Below are 22,588 nucleotides of genomic sequence, written 5' to 3'. Positions count from 1 at the left end.
CTCAACAATTCAACAATTAAATCAGATGAACAGCCACGTTCTGATTGAATCGTTTGCCGAGTTTGCCCGGAGCAAAAACATCGACCGCCCTACGATGATGAGCATCTTGGAGGACGTGTTCCGCACCATGATTCGCAAGAAGTACACGGATGACGCCAACTTCGACGTCATTCTGAACGTGGACAAAGGCGACTTGGAAATCTACCGTAACCGCGAAATTGTAGATGATAACTCGGAAGATATCTGGGACAACGACAAAATTCCGCTGGCGGAAGCGCAGAAAATCGAGCCTGACTTTGAAGTAGGTGAGCAAGTAACCGAAGAAATCAAACTGGAAGACTTCGGCCGCCGCGCCGTGCTGATGGCCCGTCAAACGCTGATTCAGCGTGTGAAAGACTTGGAGCGCGACAATCTCTATCAAGCTTACAAAGACCAAGTAGGCGAAATCATTAGCGGCGAGGTATATCAGGTTTGGAGCCGTGAGGCCCTCATCCTTGATAAGGAGGAAAACGAGTTGGTCCTTCCCAAAGCCGAGCAGATTCCGAAAGACCGGTACCGCAAAGGCGACTCCGTACGCGCTGTCGTGCACCGCGTCGAAATCATCAATGGCACGCCTAAAATCATCCTCTCACGCGCTGCCCCTGCTTTCTTGGAGCGTCTGTTCGAACAGGAAGTGCCCGAAATCTATGATGGTCTTATTACCATCAAGAATATTGTGCGCGAACCCGGCGAACGAGCTAAAGTAGCCGTAGAAAGCTACGACGACCGGATTGACCCGGTAGGCGCTTGCGTAGGCATGAAAGGCTCCCGTATTCACGCTGTTGTGCGCGAATTGGAAAACGAAAATATCGACGTCATCAACTACACCGACAACCTGGAGCTTTACATTGCTCGGGCTTTGTCGCCAGCGAAGTTGACTTCGATGAAAATAAACGAACAAACTGGTCGGGTTTCGGTGTTCTTGAAGCCAGACCAGGTTTCGTTGGCTATCGGTCGGGGTGGTGCTAATATCAAATTGGCAAGTCGCCTTGTAGGCATGGAAATCGACGTATTCCGGGATGCCGGCGACTACGACGAGGACATTGCACTCGATGAATTCTCGGATGAGATAGAATCTTGGATAATTGCCGAACTCAAGAAAATCGGTTTAGACACCGGTCGGGCTGTATTGGCAGTTAGCAAAGAGGACATTGTGCGTCGCACAGAGCTGGAAGAGGAACACGTAGACGACCTTTTCCGCGTCATCAAACAGGAATTCAACGAGGAGGAAGAAGAAAATAACGCAGCCCAATCTCCCACCGTCAGCGACGACGCGCAATGAGCGCGCGGGCTTCGGCCCGGCAAAGGCATTAAATCGGGCCAGCCGGCCGGATTTAACGTCGGCTGGCACCATTTAAAGTAGTACCTTTGCAATTAGATAAGAGTATCGTTCGCGAGCATAGAATGGCGGAAGCAGCAACCAAACGGCTTAGTCAGGCAGCCAAAGACCTGAACGTTGGGATGAACACCTTGGTGGAAACCCTAGCGAAAAAAGGATTTTCGGTAGAAAATAAGCCCACAACCAAGCTGACTTCGGATCAGGTTGCGCTGCTGGACAAGGAATTTGCGTCTTCAGCCCAAGACAAAGCCGAAGCTTCTAAACTCAGTCAGGCCAAGCGCCAGAGTGAGTTGGAGGCTGCGGCTTTGGCGCGTCCTGCTGAGCCAGTAGCGCCCAAAGCGCCAGTGGCTCCAGTTCCCGCCCCTAAGCCAGCTGAAGCGCCTAAACCTGCTCCTGCCCCGGTTGCAGCACCAGTTGTAACAGCCCCTGCTGCGGCCCCGGAGCCCACCCCTGCTCCAGTGGTAGAAGCTCCTAAAGTACCCGGCCTAAAGGTCTTGGGTAAAATTGAGCTTGATTCCAAAGGTCGGCCGGTGCCGCCCCGGCCAGCTGCTGCGCCAACTCCGCCACCAGCCCCTACCCCAGTAGCAGCGCCGCCAGTGGCCGTTACACCAGCACCGGTTGAAGCACCTAAGCCAGAGCCTGCTCCGGTAGCGCCAACTCCCGCTCCAGTGGCTGCTACTCCGGTAGCCCCACCAGCGCCTGTAGTATCGGCACCGGCAGCTCTTGCACCTGAACCTGTGGAAGCACCCAAGCCCGCAGCTCCTGCGCCAACTGAAACGAAAGCTCCCGAAAGCAAGCCAGCCCCGGCTCCTGCTCCGGTAGCTGCTACACCAGTTGCTCCTGCCGCCCCTGAAGCTTCAACTGAAGAAGCTGGTACTATCACGGCTCGTGCAGATCAGTTGAAGGGCTTGACCGTACTGGGAAAAATTGAGCTACCGCTCGATTCGTCGCGGCGTGGTGGAGCGGGTGGCCGTGGCCCACGGCCCGTAGCTTCGTCCGACGTGCGTAAGAGCGGCCTGAATGCTGCCGACGCGAAGAAGCGTCAGCGCCAGCGCATCCCAGGTCAGGCAGGCACCGCACAACCCGGCCAAGGCGGCCAGGGTCAAGGTGGTACCCAGCAAGGCCAGGGTGGCGGCTACCAAGGCAACCGACCAACAGGCACTGGCCCACGTGGCAACAACAGCGCCCAAGGCAACCGGCCGAATGCCGCTCCGCGGGTTACGGGCACTGGCCAGGCAGCCCAGCGCCAAGCCCCCGCCGTCCCGCTCACACCAGAGCAGAACGAAAAGCAGATTCAGGAACAAATCAAGGCTACGCTGGCTAAGCTCAGCGGCGGCCGTGGTGGCAACCAGAATAACCGCGCTAAGTACCGCCGCGACAAGCGGGCTGGTGTGGCCGAAGATCGTGAAGCACAGCGCGCTCAAAACGAACTGGATGCTAAAACACTGAAAGTAACCGAATTCATCTCGGCCAATGACTTGGCTTCACTGATGGATGTATCGGTGAACGAAGTGATTAAGATCTGCCTAAATATGGGCATGTTCGTATCCATCAACCAGCGCCTCGATGCCGAAGCCATTACAGTTATTGCCGACGAATTTGGCTACGACGTAGAGTTCTTGAGCGCCGAGGAAGAAGATACCACAATCGAAATTGAGGATAACGAAGAGGATTTGCAGCCTCGCGCTCCTATTGTGACCATCATGGGCCACGTCGACCACGGTAAGACTTCGTTGCTTGACTACATCCGGAATGCCAGCGTGGCCAAAGGCGAAGCCGGCGGTATTACGCAGCACATCGGTGCCTACGACGTACTAACCAAATCAGGCAAACGGGTTACTTTCCTTGACACGCCGGGTCACGAAGCGTTTACCGCTATGCGTGCCCGTGGTGCTAAGATTACCGACATTGCCATTATTGTGGTAGCTGCCGACGACTCGGTGATGCCGCAGACCAAGGAAGCCATCAACCACGCGCAAGCGGCTGGCGTACCGATTGTTATTGCCCTCAATAAAATCGATAAGCCGGGTGCTAACCCCGATAAAGTCCGTGAGGAACTGTCGGCTATCAACGTGCTGGTAGAAGAATGGGGTGGTAAATACCAGTCGCAAGAAGTATCGGCCAAAACTGGGCTTGGTATTGACGACCTACTGGAAAAGGTGTTGCTGGAAGCTGAGATATTGGAGCTGAAAGCCAACCCAGACCGCAGTGCCATTGGGGCAGTTATTGAAGCCTCGCTGGACAAAGGCCGTGGTTATGTAACTACTATCCTGGTGCAGACTGGTACCATGAAAGTGGGCGACGTGGTGCTGGCTGGTCCGCACTACGGCCGCGTGAAAGCCATGACCGACCACCGCGGCAAGAAGATGAAGCAGGCGGGTCCGGCAACTCCGGTACAGGTGCTCGGCTTGACCGGCGCTCCACAGGCCGGCGACAAAATTCAGGTGATGGAGACCGAACGCGAAGCCCGTGAACTGGCAACGCAACGGCAGCAGCTTTCCCGTGAGCAGACCATGCGCACCAAGAAGCACATCACGCTGGATGAAATTGGTCGTCGTCTGGCACTGGCTTCGTTTAAAGAGCTGAACATCATCGTGAAAGGTGACGTGGACGGTTCGGTGGAAGCACTGGCCGACTCCTTGCTGAAGCTGAGCACGCCGGAAGTTTCGGTGAATATCCTCAGCAAAGGCGTGGGTGCTATTTCGGAGTCTGATGTACTGCTGGCTTCGGCTTCCGATGCCATCATCATTGGCTTCCAGGTGCGGCCTTCGCAGAGCGCCCGGAAATTGGCTGAGCAGGAGCAGATTGACATCCGCCTCTACTCTATCATCTATAATGCCATCAATGAGGTGAAGGATGCCATGGAAGGCATGCTGGCCCCAACGGTGCAGGAAGTGGTAGTAGCCAATGCCGAAATCCGGCAGGTGTTCAACATCACCAAAGTGGGCTCCATCGGTGGCTGTATGGTGACGGAAGGCACTTTCACTCGCAAAACCAAAGTACGGCTCGTACGCAATGGCATTGTGGTGTACTCAGGCGAAATTCAGGACCTCAAGCGCTACAAAGACGATGTGTCGGAAGTACGCCAAGGCTACGAGTGCGGTATCTCGCTGAAAGGGTTCAACGACCTGCAAGAGGGAGACAACATCGAAGGCTTCGAAGAAAAAGAAGTGAAGCGGACTTTGTAAGCAACCTTCGGTTTGCAGCAAAATACCATAGAAACACAACGCCCCGGTTGCTCAGCAGCCGGGGCGTTGTGCGTATATAACGAACCTTAAATGGCCCAATTATACCTAATTCGCGACTTGAAAGCGTTGTCACATCATCATGTTATTGACAGCGGCTGGGAGTACGGGTATTTTTGTATCTCTCAACGATTAAGTTACATCATTCCCCGATCCACATGAAGTCAGCATTTGCTCTTGTATTGCTAAGCGCCGGATTAACAGCAACTTCAGCTATAGCCCAAACCAAAACGGCCACTAAGCCAGCTGCAGCTAAAACCTCAGCAGCTAAAGTATCTTCTAAAACCAGCACTGCTACTAAGCCAGCTGCCACGCGCACTACCACTACAGCTCGGCCAGCTGCTAAGCCCGTTGCAAAGCCAGCTGCCCAACCAGCAGCTAAACCAGCCCCTACTACACCAGCACCAGCCACACCGCCGCCTGCTTCTTCTCCTAAACTTGAGATTCCGGGTGTGGCGCCGCAGCAAGCACCCTCCTTCGCCAAGGGCACCATAGGTGTGAACCTGGGGTTAGGACTGGGAAATGGATACGGATACGGCTACAGCGGTTTAGGAGGCAGTTTGCACTCGTCGCCAGCTATTAGTCTCTCTGTTGAAAAAGGCATTCTGGAAGGTATTGGCCCTGGCGTAATCAGCGTGGGGGGCTTGGTTGGCTATAAATCAGATAGCTACACGTGGGACATTTTAGGCAATGACTACAAATCTACTTGGAGCAATATTTATATAGCTGCCCGTGGGGCTTATCATTACAATTTCACCGATAACCCTAAGGTGGACACGTATGCTGGCGTGAGTTTGGCCGCTCGTATTACAAGGTATTCCACTAATTACTCTGACAACTCTATTGGGGATTATGCCAATAAAACCCGTCTCGAGGGCGGTATCTTCCTAGGTGGCCGTTACCTGTTCACGGATAAGCTCGGAGCATTTGCCGAGTTAGGCTACGATATGAGCTATTTGAAACTAGGGCTTACCAGCAAGTTCTAGCCAACTGCATCTTTCGGATGCTGGCCCTATCAGTGTGTTTCTGCTTGTAATTTTATCGATTTTATTCTATTTGAAGCATGGTAGTATAAAGGCAGTATGTACGCTTTTAAAACCAGCTTATGATATGAAGCTCTTCGCTATGCGTGCGTGTCGCCTTTCTTCCACGATGAACCCATTGCCTATAGTTGCTTTCGTTTCTTCTGCCACCGATAACCAAGCACACCATCTGGACTACACACCTATAACGATATAATCATCTGCTGTGGTACGACAGTTCTTTCAGCGTTGCCGAGTCTCAACAGAGATGCTCCTAGATATTAACTGTCGTAGTGGTGGCAGCAGTTTTAAAGTTTGTGTAACCAACCGGTTACAAGTGCCTTCTTTAGTTAAACCGGGGGCGAACGGTGGCCCCGATTCCACTAAAGATGAAAAAAGCCCTAGTGCTATGCACCGGGGCTTTTTCCTTTATCGTCTATTGTAGATCTGCTAGAGTAACTACCTATCGGTTAGAAGAACAGGAAATGCTTTTTCTTCTTGTGCTTCAATGGTTTGCCTTTGGGGTCGATGCCCATGGCGGGGCGGCTCTGCCCGCGCTTCATCATGGCGTTGCGGGCGTGCTTGCTGGCTTTGAACTTGCGCACCGTGAAACCGCCGTTGCCTTTTTCGTACTGCCGGGCTGGGCCTGCGGCGCGGCCGAAGCTAGTGTTGCCACCACCAGCGCGGGCTTGCAATACCTCCAACTGCTGGTCGCGCTTGGCTTCCTCCGGGTTCATGTTCATGCGCCGCTGCATGTTGGCAATATCCACGGAGCTAGCTTTGCGCTTGCGAGGAGTCTGCTCTTGGCGGGCAGTTGGTCCATCGGAAGGAAGAGTAGGAGCTTGGGCATAGGCGGTGCGGTTTAGCAAGCCTGCGAAAATCAACACCAAGACAGCTAACAGTTGTTTCATGCGCGAAAATGGGTAAAATAGGCGGGTGGGACCGGCGGAAATCAGCGGGCAAAAAGGGGCAGTATTTCTAGCGCGGCAACGGGCAGTATGCTAAGATAGTTCAATTTCTTTAAAACTTGTAAGTCAGCCCGATACCTAGCGTTTCTTTGAACTGAATCCGTCGGCCGCGGGCCGTGCCTTCGGCATTTTGCTGGTCGGCGTTTAGCGGCACCAGAATGTCGTCGTCGTAGATCAATGTGGTAGCAACGCTGGCGCTAAAGAATTTATTGATTTTGAAATCAATCAAGTTTTCCCAGTTCACATCAATGTTCTGCGGGTTGTGGAAATAGTTGCTGAACAGTTCCAGCCGTGTTTGATAGGTGATGTTGGTCATGAGGGGCCGGCGGTAGCGGGCGTTGAGGTACGCGCCCAGTTCCTCGCGCAGCCGCTCACCGGTGTTGCGCACTGGCAAGCCGTCGGGGCCCAGCCGGGCGGCTTTCACGCCAAACGAGCCGGCATCAGCCAGCGCCCGGTCGGCTACTACAGTGAATTTACCGGTGACAGGCGACAGAAATAACGAGAAATTTTCGTCTGGCTTATACTCGAAACCTAAGGAGGCCAGGATATAAGCGGGTGCGAAGAATTTAGACAGCAGAGAATCGGTTTTCGAGGCGTCGTAGGTGGGTGTAAGCTGAGTTTTCAGGTTTAGCTGCGTGGCATACGACCATTTGGGGGCGAAGTTGCGGGCGTAGCGGCCGTTCACTTCCAGCCGGTCGTCGTTTTTGCGCACCTTGGCTTTGCCGGCTTTCAGCAAGCCATACACGAGGTTGCCCGCCAAATCGAAGGAGTGCTTTTCGCCGCGGTAATGCGCGTAGCTATTACCCAGCCCCAGCAACGACAGGGAGCTTTGCCCGCCCGGGGCCCAGTTACTAAGGCTCACCTGACTGAAATTGAGCGTACCGGCTCCCCCATGCCGCCAACCCCGCGCCGTATCTACCTCGGCGGATATTCTGAACGTTTCCTGCGGAACCGGAGCCCGGTTTGGAATTGCCTGCGCCAGGGTAGCCACCGGTAAGGCTAGTAACAGGCTGCATACTGCGTAGTATCGTCGAATAAGGGCAGCTATTCTCATAGGAACTAGAAAATGAAGTGAAAATCCGGGGACAAAGAAAGCCGGCTTCCTCCCTAGCAGCGCAAGAGAGGAAGCCGGCTTTCACCAGAAACTACGACAGCAGGAGCTTAGCTGCGGTTGCGCAGGGCGTCCCGAATTTCCATGAGCAGCACTTGGTCTTTGGTAGGGCCAGGGTCGGCTACTACCACTTCCTGTGGCTTTTTGAAACGATTAGCCAGCTTCACAATCCAGAAAATAGCAAACGCCATTAGTAGAAAGGTAATAACAGCATTCAGAAACAAGCCATAATTGACAGTGGCAGCGCCAGCTTTCTTGGCTTCTTCCAGCGTTTTGTACGAGGTACCATCCAGCGCCAGAAACCAATCTTTGAAGTCCATTCCGCCTGTAAGCAGACTTAACACTGGCATCAGAATATCATCCGTTAACGACTTGACGATATTGCCAAATGCGCCGCCAATGATGACACCAACTGCTAAATCGAGCACATTTCCTTTGGAAATAAACTCCTTGAATTCGGAAACAAATCCCATACGCTTAAATGGTTACGGTGATGAATGAACAAAATACACAAGCCAATATAATATTTATTTAATACCTCAACAGGTATCCACCACAGAACATAATCTAGCGGGCCAAGTCCTCACTATCTTCTGCCATACATTTCTAGCAGTTGAAGTCAGCTTGCGGTGCGCTACAGGTCGGTAGCTGGCTTCCGATTTCGGCTATCTTTGCCGGCATCTGCTACCGCCTGTTTCCTTTTCCGCTCTATGGCTTCTTTCGAAAATCTTCTCTACGACCTGGATACCACTTCCGGCATCCTGACGCTCACCCTGAACCGTCCCACCAAGCTCAACGCCCTGAACGGCGCCACCATCAGCGAGATTGGCAAAGCCATGCAGCAGGCCCTCGACGACCAGCAGGTGCGCGGCATCATCTTGACTGGCAGCGGCGACAAAGCCTTCGTGGCCGGCGCGGATATTGCCGAGCTGGCGGCGCTGAGTGAGCCATTGGCCCGGCGCGCTTCCGAGCAGGGCCAGGAAGTATTCTGCATGATTGAGGAAAGCCCCAAGCCCGTAGTAGCGGCCGTCAATGGCTTTGCGCTGGGCGGTGGCTGCGAGCTGGCTATGGCCTGCCACCTGCGCATAGCCGCCGAAAATGCCCGCTTCGGGCAGCCCGAAGTGAACCTGGGGTTGATACCAGGCTACGGCGGCACCCAGCGCCTGACCCAGCTGATTGGCAAAGGCAAAGCGCTGGAACTGATGCTGACGGCCGACATGGTGAAAGCCGACGAAGCCCTGCGGCTGGGCCTGGTAAACCACGTAGTACCCGCCGCCGAGCTGCTAACCTTCACGCGCGAGTTGCTGAGCCGCATCCTGAGCAAGGCCCCGCTGGCCGTGGGTTTGGTGATTGACAGCGTGAATGCCTACTTCGCCGATGAGCGGCACGGCTACCAAACCGAGGCCAACGCCTTTGCTCGCTGCTTTGCCTCCGATGATTTCAAGGAAGGCACCCAGGCTTTTTTAGAGAAGCGCCCCGCGGCGTTTACGGGCAAGTAGCTTGAATTAAAAGTTGGTAATTAAAAATTAAAAGCGGCCCCGGTTTGCTACTTCTTGCTCCTGCTTCAGGCACGGCGGCCTTTTTCCAATTTTTAATTTTTAATTCATAATTTTTAATTGAGTACATGAGTGTAGCGAAAAAGCTGGCTTCTCAGACAGCCATCTATGGCGTGAGCAGCATTGTTGGCCGTGTGCTGACGTATTTGCTCGTGCCAGTATATACGGCTCGGTTTGAAGCCGCCGAGTACGGCATTGTAACGGCGCTGTACGCCTGCGTTTCCTTTCTGAACGTGCTATTTACCTACGGGCTGGAAACCACGTTTTTCCGCTTTGCCAACCGGCCCGGCACCGACCGGCAGCTACTATATAACCGGGTGCTGAGCTTGCTGCTGGTAAGCAGCGTACTGTTTTCGGCGGTGCTGGCGTGGCAGGCGGGCACTTTGCTGCGGCTGCTGAGCTTGCCCTCGGGCCAGGAACGATACGCAGTGTGGCTGGCCCTGATTCTGGGGTTGGACGCCGTAGCGGCCATTCCGTTTGCCCGGCTGCGGCTGGAAAACAAGGCCCGCAAGTTTGCCACCATTCGCATGGCCAACATTGTGCTGAACGTGGCACTCAACCTGTTCTTCATCATCGTATGCCCCGACATCATGGCGGGCGAGTACCTGAGCGTGCTGCAACCAGTCATAGCCAGCATCTACGACCCTAGCATCGGGGTAGGCTATGTGTTTCTCTCCAACCTGGCGGCCAGTGCCCTCACGCTGTTGCTACTAGCCCGCGAGTTTGCCGGCTTCCGTTTCCGGCTGGATTTTGCGGCCTTGCAGCCGCTGCTGGTCTACGCCTACCCGATTATGCTGATGGGCTTGGCCGGCATGGTGAATGAAACGCTGGACCGGATTCTGCTGCCAGCCTGGCTACCCAAAGGCTTTTACCCAGGCAAGAGCAGTGAGACGGTGGCCGGTATTTATGGGGCGTGCTACAAGCTCAGCATCTTCATGAGCCTGGTAATTCAGGCGTTCCGCTATTCCGCCGAGCCGTTCTTCTTCGCCCAAAGCACCGAGAAAAACTCGCCGGCTACGTTTGCGCTGGTGCTGAAGTGGTTCACGCTCTGCTGCGCGTTCATCTTCGTGTTTATCAGTATCAATATCGAAGACTTTGCCCAGGCATTTCTGCGCCGCGCCGAGTACCGTGAAGGGGTGGCGGTGGTACCCGTCTTGCTGATGGCCAACCTGTTTCTGGGGGTGTATTGGAACCTGTCGGTGTGGTTCAAGCTCACCGATAAGACCTACTATGGCACCTACATTGGCGGCGCCGGTGCCGTGCTGACCGTTGCGCTCAACCTGCTGCTTATTCCGGTACTGGGCTACATGGGCTGCGCGCTGGCTACGCTGGCCTGCTACTTCATGATGGCCGCTATTTGCTGGTGGCTGGGCGAGCGGCATTTTCCGGTGCCCTACCCGGTGGGCCGCCTGCTGGCGTGGCTGCTGGTGGCCTCCGGGGTGGTGGCGCTGGGCTGGTTCATCACCCCAGCTGATTATTGGGTACGCCACGCTTGGCACCTGGGGCTGTGCGCCGTATTTGTGGCCCTGATTGTAGTAGTGGAAAAGCCCCGGCGCGCGCTGGCCCGTTAGTTTTCGCTGCTTTTCGCGGGTTAAACTGGAGTGCTTTTTCAGTAAGTGAAGAGGCTAGTTTAAAATACTATTATCGACAGCAAGCAACGTCAAACGAGCCCTACCTTTGCTTGATGCAGATTCCCGTTATCAACCGCTCCCACCATCCGCTCCCGGAGTACCAGACTGCCCACGCCGCCGGCCTCGATGTGCGAGCCAACCTCACGGAGCCCGTTACGTTGAAGCCCTTGCAACGTGCTCTTATTCCTACAGGGCTGTTTCTGGAAATTCCGGTGGGCTACGAAATGCAGGTGCGCCCCCGTAGCGGTTTGGCCTATAAGCACGGTATCGGCATTGTGAATAGCCCAGGCACCATCGACGCCGATTACCGTGGCGAGTTGAAAGTGCTGCTGGTCAACCTCTCCGATACCGATTTTGTGGTGCAGGATGGGGAGCGAATTGCACAGTTGGTAGTGGCCCGCCACGAAACCATTAGCTGGCAGCCTACCGAAAAGCTCAGCGAAACGGCGCGCGGTGCCGGTGGCTATGGCAGCACGGGGGTCAGCTAACCGCATTGCAGCCTGCATGACGGCCGACTATTCCAAATAATCTTCTATTTCGTTAGAAGTTCAGCCCCTGAATAAGTAAATAGATTAACCTTACCAACATTTCAACTCCCCAACCACATGAGAATTATTGTCCCGATGGCCGGCATGGGCAAGCGGATGCGCCCCCACACGCTCACAGTTCCAAAACCACTTATTCCAATTGCGGGCAAACCCATCGTGCAACGTCTGGTTGAAGACATTGCCAAAGTGTGCGGCGAACCGGTAACGGAGGTGGCCTTCATCATCGGCCGCTTCGGGGCGGAAGTAGAGAAAAGCCTGGTGAAAATTGCTGAGTCGGTAGGCGCCGAGGGCACCATTCACTACCAGGACGAGCCACTGGGCACGGCCCACGCTATCCTGTGCGCGCAGTCGGCGCTGAAAGGCCCGGTAGTGGTAGCTTTTGCCGATACCCTCTTCAAGGCCGATTTCACGCTTGATTCCAGCGTGCCTGGCACTATTTGGGTGCAGAAAGTGGAAGACCCCAAGCCGTTTGGCGTAGTGAAGCTGAACGAGCAAGGTCAGATTACCGACTTCGTAGAGAAGCCCGAAACGTTTGTTTCCGACCTGGCCATCATCGGCATCTACTACTTCCAGGACGGCGAGTACCTGCGCCAGGAGCTGCAATACCTGCTCGACAACGACATCAAGGACAAAGGCGAGTTCCAGCTCACCAACGCCCTGGAAAACATGAAAAACAAAGGCACGACCTTCGTGCCGGGCCGCGTAACTGAGTGGCTGGACTGCGGCAACAAAGACGCTACCGTGTACACCAACCAGCGCTACCTGGAGTACTTGCTGGAGCGCGGCGAAAACTTAGTGGCCGAATCGGCTAAAGTGACGAACTCGGTGCTGATTCCGCCGGTTTACATCGGTGAAGGTGCCATCATCACCGATTCGGTGGTAGGTCCGCACGTATCCGTCGGCGACAAAAGCAACATTCGCGGCTCGGTGGTGTCTAATTCCATTGTGCAGCAGTCGGCTACGGTAGCACATGCCAACGTAACCAGCTCCATGATTGGCAACTTTGCCACCGTGGCCAGCACCCCGAACGACCTCAGCCTCGGCGACTACAACACCCTGAAAGTGTGAGGGTTTATTGATTGCTGAATTGATCAATTGTGAAATGGTTGATTGCGGAGTTGCTGATGGGCTGTTATGTTGAACAGCTTCAGCAATTCAACAATCAACCATTTCACAATTAATCAATTCAGCAATTAACAATCAGCCAACGCGTTACGCAGAGGTGCGGGGCTGGCTCCGTTGTTTTGGGTATCTTCACCTCGTTCTGTATTCTCTGACCGGCGGCCTGCTCCGCACTCCTGCTTTCATGCGTAGCGTTTTTCTTTCTTTTTCCCTGGTGCTGGGGTTGCTCCTGACGGTTGAATCCGGCTGGGCGCAGCAACGGCCTGCCACGCCCGCTCCCGCCGACAAGGTAGCGGAACCCAAGCCCGCCAAACCGGGCAAGCTCAGCCGCAAAGAGCGGAAGGAGCTGGCCAAGCGGGCCGAGCTGGAAGCCGTTAGCCAGCAGCGCCAGCTTTCGGAGCGCGACAAAAACATGAGCGAGTCGTTCTTCGTGGACGGCGTGAAGTTTGTGCTGCTCGAAGACTACAACAAGGCGCTGGAACGGTTGCTGAAGGCCTACGCCCTCAACCCTACCAACGCGGCCATCAGCTACAAAATAGCGGAAACCAACCTGCTCAGCGGTAACCTCAAGGACGCCACCAACTTCGCGCAGGCCGCTGTCAAGCTCGACCCTAAGAACTCGTACTACTACTTGCTGCTGGCCCAGATTTACGCCTCGCAGAAGCAGTACGACCAAGCCACGAAGGTGTACGCCCAGCTGATTCAGGACGTGCCCGATTCCGGCTACTACCTGTTCAACCTGGCCGATTTGTACCTGGCGCAAGGCAAGCTGCCCGAAGCCCTGACCACGCTAGAGCGGGCCGAAAAGCAGTTTGGCGCCCTTGATGAAGTATCGTTCAAGAAGCAGCAGATCTACCTCAAGCAGAATAACCTCGATAAGGCGCTGCAAGAAGGAGAAGCCTTGATTAAGGCTAACCCCGACGAAATCCGGTACGTGCTGGCCCAAGCCGAAATGTACGCCGCCAACAACCGCCTGCCCGACGCCCTGCGAGTAGCCCAGCAAGCCCTCCGCACCGACCCCGACAACGCGCAGGCTCACATGATTATGGCCGACGTGTACCGGCAGCAAGGCAACACCGCCGAGTCGGAAAAGCAGATCAAGCTGGCCTTCGAGAGCCCCGGCCTCGACATTGATAACAAGGTGCGCGTGCTGGTGGATTATATCAAGCAGCTCCCGAACCCCAAACTAGAGCAAACCGCTCTGGATTTGGCCGCCATTACCGTGCGGGTACACCCCAAGGATGCAAAAGCCTACTCCGTGGCCGGCGACATCCAGACCCTCACCAACCGCAAAAAAGAAGCGCGCGACACGTATTTGCAAGCCATCAAGCTCGACAACAGCCGCTACCAGATCTGGCAGCAAGTGGTACTAATTGATGCCGAGCTTAACCAAACCGACTCGTTGCTGCGGCACTCCGAGCGGGCGCTGGAGCTGTTCCCAAACCAGGCGCCGCTGTGGTTTTACAACGGCGTGGGCTACATGCTGAAAAAGCAACCAGCTAAAGGCGTGAAGTCGTTGGAATACGGCCGCAAGCTGGCCACCGACAACCCTGAGCTACTGGCCCAGTTCGACAGTCAGCTTGGTGATGCTTACCACGAAGTGAAAGACTACAAGAAGTCGGATGCGGCGTATGAGGCTGCTTTGGCGTTTGATGCCAACAACGCGCAGGCGCTCAACAACTACAGCTACTTTCTCTCGATCAGGGGCGAGAAGCTGGACCGGGCCAAGGAAATGGCGGGCAAGCTGGTGAAGCAGTTTCCCGACAACGACACCTACCTCGACACGTATGCCTGGGTGCTGTACAAACAAAAGGACTACGCCGGGGCCCGCCAAAGCCTGGAAAAAGCCCTGCAAACCACCAAAGACGGCACCGTCATCGAACATTACGGCGACGTATTGTATCAACTCGGCGAGAAAGACAAGGCCCACGCGGAATGGCTACGGGCCAAGAAAAACGGCGGCACTTCCGAGCTGATTGACCGCAAGATCAAAGACAAAAAACTGTATGAGTAAACGCATTGCCCTGGGCTTGCTACTGGCGGCCACCGTGTTGGGAAGCTGCAACCGCAAAATCTTCCCAACCACCGCCAAGCCGACTGCGGCGCGGCCCGTACCCGAAGCCGTACGAGCCACCAACCTGGATTTCCGTTTTCTGTCGGCTAAAGGCAAAGCGCAGTATGAACAGCAAGGCGGCAACCTCAACATCCGCATTCGTAAAGACAGTGTTATCTGGATTTCGGCTTCGTTGATTGGGTTCGAGGGCTTCCGGGCTTATATCACCCAAGACTCGGTGCAGGTGCTCGACAAGCTGCACCGCGAATATTACGCCGGCGACTATGCCTACCTAAGCAAGCGCCTGAACGTACCCGTCACGTTCGATATGCTGCAAGCCCTACTGCTTGGCAATTACTTAGCTCCTGTAAGTGAGGCTACTGTGCCGAAAGTAAGTACGGAAAGCGCCGTGCAGAAAGTGAATTATCAGCAGGCTGGGTTGCTGGTGCAACAGCTTATTGAACTTGGCAAAGGCCGGGTGCAGCAGCTAACCGTCCGCGACTCGGTTACGCAGAATAAGGTGACCGTGAATTACTCGGATTTTCAGGCGTTGGAGCGCAACCCCAGCCCGTTTGCCCACACCACCACGGTGCAGCTACAGCAGGGTCAGTCGGCGCCGGCTACGCTCACCATTACCTACCGCAACGTAGACGTGGACAAGGAACGGCTGTTGTTTCCTTTCTCCATTCCCAAAGGCTATGCCCGCAAAAAGTAAGCGCTGGCTGCTGCTCTTGATGCTAGCCGTTTGGGTAGGTATACTCGTGCCCGACAGTGCTGCTCAGGCGCAGCAAAAACGCCGCACCACTACCACTCGCAAGCGTACTACCACCACTACCCGGCGGCGCACCGCAGCCCCCAAATCGAAGGCGCAGCTGGAGCGGGAACGGCGCGCCACGTTGCAGCGCATTCAGGAAACCAGCCGCATTCTGGAGCAGACGCAGCGCCAAAAGGAAGCGTCTTTGGGCCAGCTGAATGCACTCAAGGAAAAGCTGACGGTGCAGCAAGGCGTGATTCGCAATATCTCCTCGGAGCTGAAATACATTGAAACCGATGTGCAGCAAACCGAGCAGCAGGTGCAGCAAACCCGCCAGAGCCTCGACCAGCTGAAAGCCGAATACGGCCGCCTGATTTATTCAGCCTCCAAAACGGCGAACAGCTACAACCGCATCATGTTCTTGTTTGCGGCCGAGTCGTTCAACCAGTTTATGCTGCGGTTGCGCTACATCCGGCAGTACTCGGAAGTCCGTAAGGCCCAGGCCGCCCAGATTACTGGCACTCAACAGCGCCTCACTCAGCAGCTTACTGGCTTAAAAGTCAAGAAGGAAGAGAAAGGCACGCTGCTGACCACGCAGGTAGCCGAGAAAAACAACCTGCTGACCATGAAAACCCAGCAGGACCAAGTGGTAACCAAACTCAGCCAGCAAGAGCAAGGCCTACGGCAGGAGCTAGCCGACCGCCAGAAAGCTATTAGCCGCCTCGATAACCTGATTGCGGAGCGCGTACGGGAGGAAATTGCCCGTGCTGCCCGGGTAGCAGCCGCTAAAGCCGCTGCCCGGGAACGGGCCCAGCGCGCTGCCGCCAACCGGAGTTCTGGGGCTGGCGGAGGCACCTACGACGCCCCTGCCGAAGCCGCCCCCACCCGTACCGACCGGGTTACGCTCACACCCGAAACAGCAGTGCTGTCATCGTCTTTTGCCGATAACCGGGGCCGCCTGTTGTGGCCGGTGGCCAAGGGGTTTATTTCGCAGCGTTTCGGGCGGCACAACCACCCCGTGCTGAAAAACGTGGTGGTGGAAAACCGCGGCATCGACATCCAAACCAGTGCCGGGGAACCGGTACGTGCCATTTTCGATGGTAAAGTGCTGACGGTAGCCAACGTACCTGGCATGAACAACATCGTTATGATTCAGCACGGCGAGTACTTCACGGTGTATGCCAAGCTCCGGGGTGTAAGCGTGAGCGAAGGCGAAACCGTGAAAATGCGGCAACCCATTGGCACTGTATATACCAACTCGGAAGGCACTTCGGAATTGCAGTTTCAGGTATGGCGCAACAGTGCCAACCTAAACCCCGAAAACTGGATTGGCCGCCGATAAAGCCTTAAGTTGACTATTACTGCAGGAGGGGTGGTTTTTGTCTGATTTCAAGACAGAAATCACCCCTCCTGTAATTGATACTGGGTGCCAGAATAGCGGCTGGTCGTTGGAAAACCGCAGTAAGGAAGACAGATTCAGAGTAAAAAAAAACACCATGCAAGGCATGGTGTCTTTCTGAGCTATGAAAACAAACTTAGCTATCAGTGCCTTTCCAGTTGACTTGTAAATCAATAATGATAACCCTTCAACTAGTACAACCCCGATAACATGACGAAAGATAGAAGCTTGTAATTTTACAAGTGACATCATTTCGCCGAAGCCCACCTTTTTCCCGGCGAATGGCACTATTTACCACCTTTACGCCTGGGTTACTGCTTTGAGCCTCAAATCAGATTTAATCTGTTCAATAACGCGGCTTTGTAAGAATTACCGATTGGAACAGTAGTTGGATTGGCTTGGCGGTCAGTACCGCGGCCGGTATCTACAGCAATAGTATCTCCTTCAATAGCCGTAATCCGGTCGAGGCAGACAATGTACTTGCGGTGAATACGCGCAAACTCCCGAGCTGGCAGCTTAGCCTCTAGCTCCTTCATGGTGCTATACACAGTGTACCGTTCCCGCGAAGTATAAATATTCACATAATCACCTAACGCCTCAACGTAGCGAATATCCTCGGTATGTACGCGCACCAACTTGTGGTCCTGCTTCACGAAAATTTCGTTGCGGCTGCCCACAAACATCGATTCGGCTGCGTTATTGGCCATGCGTAGTAAGCCTTCGAGTTTCTGTTGCTCCATCTCTAGCTGGAGCCGCGCCCGGCGCAGCTCCAGGTGTGCTACCACTTCGCGGGCCAAGATGCGGAGGGCGTCGCGCTGCTGCTCCGTAAGCGTCCGGGGTTCGGTATCAAGAGCGCAAATGGTGCCCAACGGCATACCTTCCGGCGAAATCAGTGCCGCTCCCGCATAAAACCGGATGTTTGGATCGGCTATCACCATGGGATTTTGCCGAAACAAAGGGTCCTGAGTGGCGTCGGCTACTTCAAACACGTCGTTGGAGAGCATGGCGTATTGGCAGAAAGCGGCGTCGCGGTGGGTTTCCTGGTATTGCGTCAGCCCAACGTTGGCTTTAAACCACTGCCGCTCCGCATCAATCAACGAAACCAACGACACGGACGTACCGCAAATGTAAGCCGCCAGCCGCACCAAATCATCGAAGGCCTTTTCCGGAGGGGTATCCAGAATTTGGTAATTGCGTAGCACTTCCAGCCGCTCAGCTTCATTAGGCTGCTGCAACGCGGATACTGGCGGGCGAGTAATTTTGGCGGCTGGACTCATTTCTGCAGGTAGGCACTGAGGTGGGCGGGACGGGTAGCGGAAATAGATTTATCTGTACTATCTCATAGTAACAAACTGCAAAGAGAAGCTTAAAACGGTGAACATGCAATTCTGCCCTATCAATACGCTATTCGCCACGATAAACTTGCTATAAATCAGGATGGAGCAGGCTTCATCTACGCATCATCTTCCGGCTTTAGATTGCCCCCTTATCCCATTTACTTGGAAGCGGGTCGGCCAACCATTTTAAAATTATGGGGTATCTTTACCAATCCTGACTTGCATCCGTATGCGTATCTCAGGCTTTCCATTCCAAACCGGCTTAACCAGCCCTCTTCTATGCAGCTTTCCTCGCTTTTTCTGATCGGCAACTTTGGCACGACCGAAATCTTGCTGATTGTATTCGCTATTATTCTGTTGTTTGGTGCCAAGCGTATTCCGGAGTTGTTCCGTGGAATGGGCCAAGGCATCCGCGAGTTCAAGGACGCTTCCAAGGAGGATAAGCCAGAGTACCGCGACCAAAACCCTCCCCGCAACCCCAACGACCCTAACCAGCCTCGCTACTAATTACTCTGACCCATGCAGACGCCACTTTTGTTTCTCGGCGACATTGGGGGCAGCGAAATGCTGCTCATCATGGTTGCCATCCTCGTGTTTTTTGGGGCTAACAAGATTCCGGAATTAGCTCGGGGCCTAGGCAAAGGCATTCGGGAGTTTAAGGACGCTTCGCGCGAGATTCGCAGCGAGTTCGAGAATGCCGGTCAACAGCCTCAGCAACCGTATCAGCAGCAGTTCAACCAGAACTATATTGCGCCTACTCCGCCGGTTTCGAGCCCAACGCCAGGCCCAGCCCCGGAGCAACTGCCCGATGATGCGTACGTGCAAACCGAGCCTACCTATTCGTCGCCGGGCACTACGTACACCCCACCCGTAGCCCAACCTACCAGCGCTGAACCCGCTGCCCCGACGACGGCCGAACGGCCCCGTCTTGATCAAATGTCCTAACTATTTCCTTTGATTTGAGACTCTTTCATTCTCTCACGGAAGTTCGTAACGAGCTGACGGCAGGCAACACGACCTGTCGTCAGCTCGTGGAGTATTACCTAGATAACATCGAGCGGCGGAACGGCCGCTTGAATGCTTTTCTGGAAGTATGGCCCGAAGAAGCACGCGCCCAAGCCGATGCCGTAGATGCCAAGCTGGCCGCCGGCACGGCGGGTAAGCTGGCCGGTATGGTTATCGGGCTGAAAGATGTGTTGGCCTACAAAGACCACGCGCTCCAAAGCAGCAGCCACATTCTCGACGGCTTCAAATCGTTGTTCACGGCTACGGCCGTGCAACGTTTGCTGGACGAGGATGCCATTTTTATTGGCCGGCAGAACTGCGACGAGTTTGCCATGGGAGCTTCCAATGAGTCGTCGTACTTCGGACCGGTGCGCAATGCCATTGACGAAGAACGAGTATCGGGCGGCTCGTCGGGTGGCTCGGCGGTGGCAGTACAGGCCGATATGTGCCTAGCATCGATTGGCTCGGATACGGGCGGCTCGGTGCGGCAGCCAGCGGCTTTTTGCGGGGTGGTAGGGTTCAAGCCTACATATTCGCGCATTTCGCGCTACGGCTTGGTGGCGTACGCTTCGTCGTTCGACCAGATTGGTACCCTTACCCGCTCAGTGGACGATGCGGCGCTGCTACTGGAAGTAATGGCCGGGGCCGACAATTTCGACAGCACAGCCAGCCAGCGTGAGGTGCCCGCCTACAGCCAGCTGCTGGAAGCCGCTCCGCACTACCGCATCGGCTACATCCGCGACGCCGTGGAACGGCCGGGTTTGCATCCGGAAATCAAGAAAGCCTTGGAAACCAGCTTGGAAGGGCTGCACAACCAGGGCCACGTAGTAGACGCGGTGGATTTTCCTTACCTCGACTACATGGTGCCGACCTACTACATCCTGACCACTGCCGAAGCCAGCTCCAACCTGAGCCGGTTTGACGGGGTGAAATACGGCTACCGCGCCCCCGATGCCACCGACCTGGAATCGTTGTATAAGAAAACCCGCTCGCAGGGCTTCGGCTCGGAAGTGCAGCGGCGGATTCTGCTGGGTACGTTCGTGCTGTCAGCTGATTATTACGACGCCTACTATACTAAGGCCCAGCAGGTTCGGCGTTTGATCAAGGAAAAGACCGACGAATTGCTGCGCCAGTACGATTTCCTGATTCTGCCTACGGCTCCTACCACGGCGTTCCGCATTGGCGAGAACACCAAGGATGCACTGGCTATGTATTTGGCGGATATCTTCACGGTACAGGCGTCGCTGGCTGGTTTACCGGCCTTGTCGGTACCTGCGGGTGAAGACTCCGCGGGCTTGCCTATTGGCTTGCAGGTGATAAGCGGCGCTTTCCGCGAAGAGCACTTGCTGGCCTTTGCCAAGTCACTGACAGAAACTCTCACTCCGGCTCTGCCCTAATTTTTGGTGGATCAATGAAAAAGTTGTTGCTGCCGGTTCGTGTTGCCTCTACCCTCCTGCTGTTAACTGCGCTGGTCCGTCCTTCGGTGGGCCAAACGCTACCCGCACGGACGCCGGAAGTACCTCGAACCGGCAGCCCCGACGATTCAACCCAAGTGCTGGAGTTGCCGCTGCTGCTACCCGATTCGTTGGTGGCCGCGCCTACCCCCGTCGATTCGGCGCGGCTGGTATGGCTGCAAACCCCGCCCGAATTGCGCGACTTGGTGGGGGACCGGATAGCCTGCTTTGAAACGGATGCGCCGCACGCGTTTAATCCGTCGGTTATGTCGTTCGTGACGTTGTTCACGGAGCGCAACCGCAAGTACATGCAGCGGGTGCTGGAGCGCGAGAATGTGTATTTCCCGCTGTTCGAGAAGTACTTGGCCAAGTACAACCTACCCGTTGACTTGAAATACCTGGCGGTAGTGGAATCGGCTCTGATACCAACGGCCAAGTCGCATGTGGGTGCTACTGGTTTGTGGCAGTTCATGGGTCCTACGGCGGGTGACTTGCGGCTCCGGCGCGATGAGTGGGTGGACGAGCGGATGAACCCCGAGAAATCGACGGAAGCCGCCTGTAAGCATTTGCGCTATCTATACGGCGTCTTTCATGATTGGGAACTGGTGCTGGCGGCCTACAACTGGGGCGCGGGCAGCATGCAGCGCGTGATGCGGCGCACCGGCAAAAAGAACTTCTGGGACCTGTACCCCAATCTGCCGAGGGAAACGCGCAACTACGTGCCGACTTTCACGGCCATCATGTACTCGATGAAGTACGCGCAGGCGCATCAGCTTCATTCGCCGGAGCTGAAATACCGCTACGCCGAAGCCACTGATACCTTGCAACTTAATGGCCGGGCCCTGGATTTGCGGCGCCTGAGCCAAGCCTGCGGCTTTGATGATTCGCTGGCGTTGCACCACTACAACCCGGAGCTACGGCATCCGTGGCTGCCGGCTGGCTACCGCTCGTACGCGGTGCAGTTACCGGCTACAGCCCGGCCTCAGCTGGCGCAGGTTGACCGCGCCACGCTGTTCGACTACTGCCAGCCCCGTACCGATCAGCCACAGTTGCTAGCTCCAATAATGCCCCGCTTGTCTGGCACTGAGCTTTTTCCGTCGCGCTCTATGCTAGCGGAAGGCGCACCACGCGAACAGACTGAAGCACCCGCTCCACGTTTCCGGCGGGTACAGCACAAGGTACGGCGGGGCGAAACAGTGGCAGCCGTAGCCAGCCGCTATGAGGTAACCACCGCCCAAGTAAACCGCTGGAATGGCTTGCGCAAAGGCCGGGCACTGGCGCCAGGCCGGCAGCTAGTTGTGTTTGTGCCGGTAGCTGCACCAGCTACGCGCCCAGCGCCAACAGCAGCAGCGTTGGCGGCAAACAGCAAGCTCAGAGCACCTGCTCACCTCACTTCGCCGGTAGCCAAACCCACCAAAGGAACGGTTGCCAGCGTTGCAGCAGCTTCGGAACCCGAACCAACGGACGCAGTGGCTGCCGCTAAAGAGTCTGCTCAGGTAGCTCGTACTTCGGTTGCCAATACGGTTGTGCCGGCCTTGGAAGCAGTTGAAACTACCGTGGCCGACGAAAGTGTTTCCGCTGAATACGTGGTACGCAAAGGGGACTACCTAAGCCGCATAGCCGAAATCCGGGGGTTGAGCGTGAAGCAGGTAATGGAATGGAACAAGCTTAAATCCAGCACGGTAGCACCCGGTCAGAAGCTGGTATTTGCAGACCCGGCCGAGCAAGAAACCGAGAAAGAAGAAGCCCCGGCACCCACTCCGGCGTCACCGAAACCCAGCCGGACCGCACAGGTAGCCGCCACGCCCCAACCTGCTGCGCAACCTACCATCAAGAAGGTGCACTTGGTGCAGGTAGGTGACACGCTCTACAACATTTCGCGCCGCTACCAAGGCGTGACGGTAGAGCAGCTCAAGCAGCTTAACCATCTCACTTCCGATGAAGTGAAGCCGGGGCAAAAGCTGATAGTAGCCCGCTAATTTTCAGCGCAAGCCAGCAGGATACA

The 22,588-nt window shown here is 55.4% G+C and carries 18 protein-coding genes; 14 read left to right on the top strand and 4 right to left on the bottom strand.

Going from position 1 to position 22,588, the window contains the following annotated elements:
• Positions 1-25 precede the first annotated feature (25 nt).
• From nusA to J0X19_RS03570, 3 genes are all read left to right on the top strand, one after another.
• On the top strand, positions 26-1,321 hold the full coding sequence (gene nusA, locus J0X19_RS03580; protein ID WP_206981211.1) for a transcription termination factor NusA: 1,296 nt from the start codon (positions 26-28) through the stop codon (positions 1,319-1,321).
• Between the two features lie 122 nt (positions 1,322-1,443).
• Complete coding sequence (infB, locus tag J0X19_RS03575; protein ID WP_206981202.1) at positions 1,444-4,566, top strand: translation initiation factor IF-2; 3,123 nt, start codon at positions 1,444-1,446, stop codon at positions 4,564-4,566.
• Between the two features lie 215 nt (positions 4,567-4,781).
• Complete coding sequence (locus J0X19_RS03570; RefSeq protein ID WP_206981200.1) at positions 4,782-5,609, top strand: hypothetical protein; 828 nt, start codon at positions 4,782-4,784, stop codon at positions 5,607-5,609.
• A 506-nt stretch (positions 5,610-6,115) separates the two neighbouring features.
• Here J0X19_RS03570 and J0X19_RS03565 read toward each other — a convergent pair.
• The 3 genes from J0X19_RS03565 to mscL form a co-directional block, all read right to left on the bottom strand.
• Positions 6,116-6,556, bottom strand: a complete 441-nt coding sequence (locus J0X19_RS03565) for a hypothetical protein (RefSeq protein WP_206981198.1) — start codon at positions 6,554-6,556, stop codon at positions 6,116-6,118.
• A gap of 109 nt (positions 6,557-6,665) precedes the next feature.
• Positions 6,666-7,667: a DUF3078 domain-containing protein gene (locus J0X19_RS03560; protein ID WP_206981196.1), complete on the bottom strand. Its 1,002-nt coding sequence runs from the start codon at positions 7,665-7,667 to the stop codon at positions 6,666-6,668.
• Between the two features lie 107 nt (positions 7,668-7,774).
• Positions 7,775-8,197, bottom strand: coding sequence for a large conductance mechanosensitive channel protein MscL (gene mscL, locus J0X19_RS03555; RefSeq protein WP_206981194.1), 423 nt, complete (start codon positions 8,195-8,197; stop codon positions 7,775-7,777).
• 237 nt (positions 8,198-8,434) lie between these two features.
• On the opposite strand from mscL, the gene J0X19_RS03550 reads away from it, so the two are divergent.
• The 7 genes from J0X19_RS03550 (at position 8,435) to J0X19_RS03520 (ending at position 16,730) form a co-directional block, all read left to right on the top strand.
• On the top strand, positions 8,435-9,223 hold the full coding sequence (locus J0X19_RS03550) for an enoyl-CoA hydratase/isomerase family protein (RefSeq protein ID WP_206981192.1): 789 nt from the start codon (positions 8,435-8,437) through the stop codon (positions 9,221-9,223).
• Positions 9,224-9,348: 125 nt separating this feature from the next.
• The gene (locus tag J0X19_RS03545) at positions 9,349-10,851 is read left to right on the top strand and encodes an oligosaccharide flippase family protein (RefSeq protein ID WP_206981190.1); all 1,503 of its coding nucleotides are present in this window, start codon (positions 9,349-9,351) and stop codon (positions 10,849-10,851) included.
• 113 nt (positions 10,852-10,964) lie between these two features.
• Complete coding sequence (gene dut / locus J0X19_RS03540; protein ID WP_206981188.1) at positions 10,965-11,399, top strand: dUTP diphosphatase; 435 nt, start codon at positions 10,965-10,967, stop codon at positions 11,397-11,399.
• Between the two features lie 117 nt (positions 11,400-11,516).
• On the top strand, positions 11,517-12,527 hold the full coding sequence (locus J0X19_RS03535) for a sugar phosphate nucleotidyltransferase (RefSeq protein WP_206981186.1): 1,011 nt from the start codon (positions 11,517-11,519) through the stop codon (positions 12,525-12,527).
• 238 nt (positions 12,528-12,765) lie between these two features.
• Positions 12,766-14,595, top strand: a complete 1,830-nt coding sequence (locus J0X19_RS03530) for a tetratricopeptide repeat protein (RefSeq protein WP_206981183.1) — start codon at positions 12,766-12,768, stop codon at positions 14,593-14,595.
• Positions 14,588-15,349: a DUF4292 domain-containing protein gene (locus tag J0X19_RS03525; protein ID WP_206981181.1), complete on the top strand. Its 762-nt coding sequence runs from the start codon at positions 14,588-14,590 to the stop codon at positions 15,347-15,349. The genes J0X19_RS03530 and J0X19_RS03525 overlap by 8 nt, the downstream gene beginning before the upstream one ends.
• Positions 15,333-16,730, top strand: coding sequence for a murein hydrolase activator EnvC family protein (locus J0X19_RS03520; RefSeq protein WP_242581951.1), 1,398 nt, complete (start codon positions 15,333-15,335; stop codon positions 16,728-16,730). Before J0X19_RS03525 ends, J0X19_RS03520 begins: the two co-directional genes overlap by 17 nt.
• Before the next feature lie 383 nt (positions 16,731-17,113).
• Here the strand turns inward: J0X19_RS03520 and J0X19_RS03515 are convergent, their stop codons facing one another.
• On the bottom strand, positions 17,114-18,064 hold the full coding sequence (locus J0X19_RS03515; protein WP_206981179.1) for a GAF domain-containing DNA-binding protein: 951 nt from the start codon (positions 18,062-18,064) through the stop codon (positions 17,114-17,116).
• Between the two features lie 339 nt (positions 18,065-18,403).
• Here J0X19_RS03515 and J0X19_RS03510 point away from each other — a divergent pair, with 339 nt between their 5' ends.
• The 4 genes from J0X19_RS03510 to J0X19_RS03495 are packed head-to-tail and all read left to right on the top strand — an operon-like array spanning position 18,404 to position 22,562.
• The gene (locus J0X19_RS03510; RefSeq protein ID WP_206981177.1) at positions 18,404-18,631 is read left to right on the top strand and encodes a Sec-independent protein translocase subunit TatA/TatB; all 228 of its coding nucleotides are present in this window, start codon (positions 18,404-18,406) and stop codon (positions 18,629-18,631) included.
• A 12-nt stretch (positions 18,632-18,643) separates the two neighbouring features.
• Entirely contained in the window at positions 18,644-19,069 is a 426-nt protein-coding gene (gene tatA / locus J0X19_RS25090; RefSeq protein ID WP_206981175.1) for a twin-arginine translocase TatA/TatE family subunit, read from the top strand.
• A gap of 14 nt (positions 19,070-19,083) precedes the next feature.
• On the top strand, positions 19,084-20,526 hold the full coding sequence (gatA, locus tag J0X19_RS03500) for an Asp-tRNA(Asn)/Glu-tRNA(Gln) amidotransferase subunit GatA (RefSeq protein ID WP_206981167.1): 1,443 nt from the start codon (positions 19,084-19,086) through the stop codon (positions 20,524-20,526).
• A 14-nt stretch (positions 20,527-20,540) separates the two neighbouring features.
• Positions 20,541-22,562 (top strand): LysM peptidoglycan-binding domain-containing protein, encoded by a 2,022-nt coding sequence (locus J0X19_RS03495; RefSeq protein ID WP_206981165.1) that lies wholly within the window; start codon positions 20,541-20,543, stop codon positions 22,560-22,562.
• Positions 22,563-22,588 lie beyond the last annotated feature (26 nt).

The organism is Hymenobacter telluris (genome assembly GCF_017313265.1).
In the GTDB taxonomy this organism is placed as follows: Bacteria; Bacteroidota; Bacteroidia; order Cytophagales; family Hymenobacteraceae; genus Hymenobacter; species Hymenobacter telluris.
This window is presented reverse-complemented; position numbering and strand designations above follow the sequence as displayed.

Bases quoted from the DNA above. Each gene is read 5' to 3' on its own strand.
- nusA (WP_206981211.1), top strand. From the start codon at position 26: ATGAACAGCCACGTTCTGATTGAATCGTTTGCCGAGTTTGCCCGGAGC.
- infB (WP_206981202.1), top strand. From the start codon at position 1,444: ATGGCGGAAGCAGCAACCAAACGGCTTAGTCAGGCAGCCAAAGACCTG.
- J0X19_RS03570 (WP_206981200.1), top strand. From the start codon at position 4,782: ATGAAGTCAGCATTTGCTCTTGTATTGCTAAGCGCCGGATTAACAGCA.
- J0X19_RS03565 (WP_206981198.1), bottom strand. From the start codon at position 6,556: ATGAAACAACTGTTAGCTGTCTTGGTGTTGATTTTCGCAGGCTTGCTA.
- J0X19_RS03560 (WP_206981196.1), bottom strand. From the start codon at position 7,667: ATGAGAATAGCTGCCCTTATTCGACGATACTACGCAGTATGCAGCCTG.
- mscL (WP_206981194.1), bottom strand. From the start codon at position 8,197: ATGGGATTTGTTTCCGAATTCAAGGAGTTTATTTCCAAAGGAAATGTG.
- J0X19_RS03550 (WP_206981192.1), top strand. From the start codon at position 8,435: ATGGCTTCTTTCGAAAATCTTCTCTACGACCTGGATACCACTTCCGGC.
- J0X19_RS03545 (WP_206981190.1), top strand. From the start codon at position 9,349: ATGAGTGTAGCGAAAAAGCTGGCTTCTCAGACAGCCATCTATGGCGTG.
- dut (WP_206981188.1), top strand. From the start codon at position 10,965: ATGCAGATTCCCGTTATCAACCGCTCCCACCATCCGCTCCCGGAGTAC.
- J0X19_RS03535 (WP_206981186.1), top strand. From the start codon at position 11,517: ATGAGAATTATTGTCCCGATGGCCGGCATGGGCAAGCGGATGCGCCCC.
- J0X19_RS03530 (WP_206981183.1), top strand. From the start codon at position 12,766: ATGCGTAGCGTTTTTCTTTCTTTTTCCCTGGTGCTGGGGTTGCTCCTG.
- J0X19_RS03525 (WP_206981181.1), top strand. From the start codon at position 14,588: ATGAGTAAACGCATTGCCCTGGGCTTGCTACTGGCGGCCACCGTGTTG.
- J0X19_RS03520 (WP_242581951.1), top strand. From the start codon at position 15,333: ATGCCCGCAAAAAGTAAGCGCTGGCTGCTGCTCTTGATGCTAGCCGTT.
- J0X19_RS03515 (WP_206981179.1), bottom strand. From the start codon at position 18,064: ATGAGTCCAGCCGCCAAAATTACTCGCCCGCCAGTATCCGCGTTGCAG.
- J0X19_RS03510 (WP_206981177.1), top strand. From the start codon at position 18,404: ATGCAGCTTTCCTCGCTTTTTCTGATCGGCAACTTTGGCACGACCGAA.
- tatA (WP_206981175.1), top strand. From the start codon at position 18,644: ATGCAGACGCCACTTTTGTTTCTCGGCGACATTGGGGGCAGCGAAATG.
- J0X19_RS03495 (WP_206981165.1), top strand. From the start codon at position 20,541: ATGAAAAAGTTGTTGCTGCCGGTTCGTGTTGCCTCTACCCTCCTGCTG.